Raw genomic sequence first — 4,097 nt, 5'->3', positions numbered from 1 at the left:
CACAGGGGCGACGCTTCGCGTCGCGCGCTATCCCTCACCGGCCGGAAGGCCGATGTTTCCCGCGCGAACTGATGAATGCACATTCTGCGCGTCATGCGTGGACGATGTCCTGGGCAATGTCTGCCCAAATTGTGGAGGTGGCTTCATGCCAAGGCCAATCCGGCCGTCGCGCAACTGGAAGGGCAACAACTACCTCGGCAAGGATCCGGCCAGCACCAGGACCAAGCACCGGCCGGTGGATCCGGCCACGCATGCGCAGTTTTCGGCCGCCATTCGCGGGATTCCTCCTGAGCAACGATAGCTGGCCCGGATGCAAGAATCCGTGCGCGCCCCTTCTGGTGACATAGCCTCGGGGGATGTAAACTCTGCTTCCTCGGCAAATGAATCCACAAGACAGAGCGGCGGATGAGCAACGAACTACAGGTTGAAGACATTCAACTCGGCGACGGCAAGGCGGTGGTCAAAGGCGCCTTGATCACCACCCAGTACAGCGGCTATCTGGAGGACGGCACCAGGTTCGACTCTTCCTATGATCGCGGCAAGCCCTTCCAGTGCGTGATCGGCACCGGGCGCGTGATCAAAGGCTGGGACCTGGGGCTGATGGGCATGAAAGTCGGCGGCAAGCGCAAGCTCCATGTCCCCGCCCACCTTGCCTATGGCGAGCGACAGGTCGGCGCCCATATCAAGCCGAACTCGAACCTGGTCTTCGAGATCGAGTTGCTGGAAGTGCTGACGCGGGACGACTAATACGGGCTGCAATACCAGCTGGCGCATGCCCGAGGCCGGGGTTCCATTACAATCCACCAAAATTGCAAGGAACCCACAATGATCATCGGACCCCGCGTGCGCGGCTTTATGTGTGTCACCGCCCATCCCGCCGGCTGCGAAGCCAACGTCAACCAGCAGATCGCCTACGTGAAGGCGAACGGCCCGGTTGCCAACGGACCCAAGAAGGTCCTGGTCATCGGCGCCTCCACCGGCTATGGCCTCGCCGCGCGCATCACGGCAACGTTCGGGTGCGGCGCGGACACGCTCGGCGTCTTCTTCGAACGCGCCGGCACCGAAAGCAAGCCCGGCACCGCGGGCTGGTACAACACCGCCGCGTTTCACAAGGCGGCAGCGGCCGAAGGCCACTATGCCATGAGCATCAATGGCGACGGCTTCTCCGACGAGATCAAGCAGCAAACCATCGACCTCATCAAGCGCGATCTCGGCCAGGTCGACCTGGTTGTCTACAGCCTTGCTGCGCCGCGGCGAAAGCATCCGAAGACGGGCGAGATCTTCAATTCCACGCTCAAGCCCATCGGCAAGGAAATCCGGCAGCGCGGCCTCGACACCGACAAGGAGGTGATCAAGGAAATCAGCCTGCAGCCGGCAACGCAGGAAGAGATCGATCACACCGTGGCGGTGATGGGCGGTGAAGACTGGCAAATGTGGATCGACGCCCTGCTCGCCGCCGGCGTGCTCGCCGACAACGCAAAGACCACCGCGTTCACCTACCTGGGCGAAAAGGTCACCCACGATATCTACTGGAACGGCTCCATCGGCGCCGCCAAGAAAGACCTGGACCAGAAGGTGCTGGACCTGCGCGGCAAGCTGGCGGCCACCGGCGGCGACGCACGCGTCGCGGTGCTCAAGGCCGTGGTGACCCAGGCCAGCTCCGCCATCCCGGTGATGCCCCTGTACCTGTCGCTGCTGTTCAAGGTGATGAAGGAAACCGGCACCCACGAAGGCTGCATCGAGCAGGTCTACTCGCTCTACAAGGACTGCCTGTACAGCCAGTCGCCGCGCCAGGATGCGCAAGGCCGGCTGCGCACGGATGAGAAGGAACTGAGCCCGGACGTCCAGGCCCGCGTGACGCAGTTGTGGGACCAGGTCACCGACGACAATATCTACGCGCTCACCGATTTTGTGGGCTACAAGTCAGAGTTCCTGCGCCTGTTCGGATTTGGCATCGACGGCGTGGACTATGCCGCCGACGTGAATCCGGCCGTGGAGATTCCCAACCTGGTCGAGGCGTAAGGCACGAGCAGAACACACTGATGAACCTCTCCCCCGCCATCCCCATCATCCGGATCTTCTCGGTCGAGAAGGCCAAGGAATTCTATCTGGACTATCTTGGCTTCACCCTCGATTGGGAGCATCGTTTCGAGGAGGGATTTCCGCTATATGCCCAGGTGAGGCGATCCGGCCTGACGCTGCACCTGAGCGAGCACCATGGAGACGCCACGCCGGGTTCGACGGTGTTCGTCCCCGTGGAAGACATCGATGCCCTGCATCGCGAACTGGATGCCAGGCAGTATCCCTACGCAAAGCCAGGCATCGACGCGGTGGGCTGGGGGCGGCAGTTGCAAGTCGCGGATCCGTTTGGCAACCGCCTGCGGTTTTGCGAGCTATCCAAGGACTAGGTTTTTGTTTGGCGACACGCGGCTTGAGGGGAGATCCCAATGGAATACATCGACGTCATCTGGCGGCACGAGCTTGCCTCGGAGCCGGTTCGCCTTGTGTCGGAGCTTGACGGCGCGCGCTTCGAGACCAGGAAGCTGGAATTCTTCCGGGACGGAACCGTAGGCTTCGCCAGCGCCGATGCGGCAACGGGAAGCACCAATCTCGGGCTGGTGCCGGTGCCAGGCCTTGCCGAGATCAACGCCGATCCGGAGTTCGACGGCGCGCCGATGACGCCGGAGGCTTTTGAAGTCCTCTGGCTATTGCACGCGCGCCCGGCAAAGCATTGAGCGTTTCCTGGTGACGCCTGCTACAGCAGCACCAGCGTCACCAGCAATGATGCGTTGCTGATCGCCGTCACATCGTGCATGACGTTGGATTCCAGATAGATCAGGTCGCCTTGCCGCAGCAGCCGGTGCGCGCCTTCCACGCCGATATCGACCTCCCCTTCCAGGCACTGCACCGTGATTGGCCCGGCTACCGCATGGGCTGGCAAATGCTTGCCGGCGGTCAGCACCAGGCGCATGACCTCCAGGCGGCTTTCCTTGAAGAAGGCGGTAGTGGGTGTCTTCGCGAGACGCTCGCCTAGCGGCAGCACGCTGGCAACCTGGCCGGAAGCTAGATGAGGCAGGGACATGGGCGGCTCCTCGGGTGTGAACGACGTGAGCGGTGTGGGGCGTGGCGGGCACTTCGGCGCGAAGCGCGCCGCGTTCCGGACAATCCATTCTAGTCGTGCCCGCCAGCGATCCGGAAATTAGCGAACACGGAAAAACCCCGATACCTGGCAGCGTGCGCACACCAGTAACATCATGGGCCATCCCGCATCATGGCCTCGATGGCCGAGACCGCATCGGCCAGGCCGTTTTCGCCCGCCATGCGGGCACCGAGCTCGCGGGCGCGGGACCGTGCCTCGGCGCCCTGGGCGAACGCGATGGCGCGTGCGAGTGCCGAGGCTTGCAGGTGCTTTCCGTTCACGGCGGCGGCGGCAACGCCGGCCAGCCTGAGCCGGTCCGCCCAGAAGAACTGGTCACCCACGAACGGCACCACCACCGATGGCACCCCCGCCCGCGCGGCGCAATGGGTCGTGCCGGAGCCGCCGTGATGGACAACGAGCGACGTCCTGGGAAACAGCCAGTCATGCGGCGTGTCGCCAACCACATGCACATTCGCGGGAAGTCCGGCGGTGTCCATCCCGCTCCACCCAGGATAAAACAGCGCCCGCCGTCCCGCGGCCGCCGTGACCACCGCGTCCAGCATCTTCCGCCGATCGAACCCCGCCATGCTCCCGAAGCCGAAATACATCGGCGGCTCGCCTGCCGCGAGGAAATCGGCAAGCGGCTGCGGCACGCTCCAGTCCGGTGACGGCGCGATCCATTGCCCGCAAACCCGCGCATTGGCCGGCCAGTCTGCCGGCTTGGGCAACAGGCTCGGCGAGACTCCATAAAGCATCGGATGCCGGGTCCAGAGCGCCCGCCGGGGCGGCAGCCCGCATACCGCCGCGCGCGCCGCATTGGTCTGCTTGCGAAACGCCCGCCACAGCATCCCGTTGACAAAGTGGTGGCTCGCGCGGCTAAGCCGAAGTTCCATGGTGACGCCGCGGCTGCGGCGTCGCGAAGCCCTTTTCCTGATTGAGGAATCGGCTCATTGGGGGG

General features: G+C 63.9%; 6 protein-coding genes and 1 pseudogene. 5 read left to right on the top strand and 2 right to left on the bottom strand.

The window, feature by feature from the left end; translation table 11 throughout:
• Nucleotides 1-52 precede the first annotated feature (52 nt).
• The 5 genes from ACGLHR_RS50820 (at nucleotide 53) to ACGLHR_RS50800 (ending at nucleotide 2,735) form a co-directional block, all read left to right on the top strand.
• Nucleotides 53-301 carry a DUF1272 domain-containing protein gene (locus ACGLHR_RS50820; RefSeq protein WP_400103596.1) on the top strand — a complete coding sequence of 83 codons (249 nt, stop codon included), beginning with the start codon at nucleotides 53-55 and terminating at the stop codon, nucleotides 299-301.
• Between the two features lie 104 nt (nucleotides 302-405).
• On the top strand, nucleotides 406-747 hold the full coding sequence (locus ACGLHR_RS50815; RefSeq protein ID WP_043353352.1) for an FKBP-type peptidyl-prolyl cis-trans isomerase: 342 nt from the start codon (nucleotides 406-408) through the stop codon (nucleotides 745-747).
• 78 nt (nucleotides 748-825) lie between these two features.
• Nucleotides 826-2,022: an enoyl-ACP reductase FabV gene (gene fabV / locus ACGLHR_RS50810; protein ID WP_400103594.1), complete on the top strand. Its 1,197-nt coding sequence runs from the start codon at nucleotides 826-828 to the stop codon at nucleotides 2,020-2,022.
• A 20-nt stretch (nucleotides 2,023-2,042) separates the two neighbouring features.
• On the top strand, nucleotides 2,043-2,408 hold the full coding sequence (locus ACGLHR_RS50805; protein ID WP_400103592.1) for a glyoxalase superfamily protein: 366 nt from the start codon (nucleotides 2,043-2,045) through the stop codon (nucleotides 2,406-2,408).
• A 39-nt stretch (nucleotides 2,409-2,447) separates the two neighbouring features.
• Complete coding sequence (locus ACGLHR_RS50800) at nucleotides 2,448-2,735, top strand: DUF6881 domain-containing protein (RefSeq protein ID WP_400103590.1); 288 nt, start codon at nucleotides 2,448-2,450, stop codon at nucleotides 2,733-2,735.
• A gap of 20 nt (nucleotides 2,736-2,755) precedes the next feature.
• Here ACGLHR_RS50800 and ACGLHR_RS50795 read toward each other — a convergent pair whose 3' ends face one another.
• On the bottom strand, nucleotides 2,756-3,082 hold the full coding sequence (locus ACGLHR_RS50795) for a cupin domain-containing protein (RefSeq protein WP_400103588.1): 327 nt from the start codon (nucleotides 3,080-3,082) through the stop codon (nucleotides 2,756-2,758).
• A gap of 170 nt (nucleotides 3,083-3,252) precedes the next feature.
• Nucleotides 3,253-4,020: pseudogene (locus tag ACGLHR_RS50790) on the bottom strand (glycosyltransferase); the annotation flags it as partial.
• Nucleotides 4,021-4,097: the final 77 nt, after the last annotated feature.

It is taken from the genome of Cupriavidus sp. CuC1 (assembly GCF_044627735.1).
Lineage (GTDB): Bacteria > Pseudomonadota > Gammaproteobacteria > Burkholderiales > Burkholderiaceae > Cupriavidus > Cupriavidus ulmosensis.
This window is presented reverse-complemented; position numbering and strand designations above follow the sequence as displayed.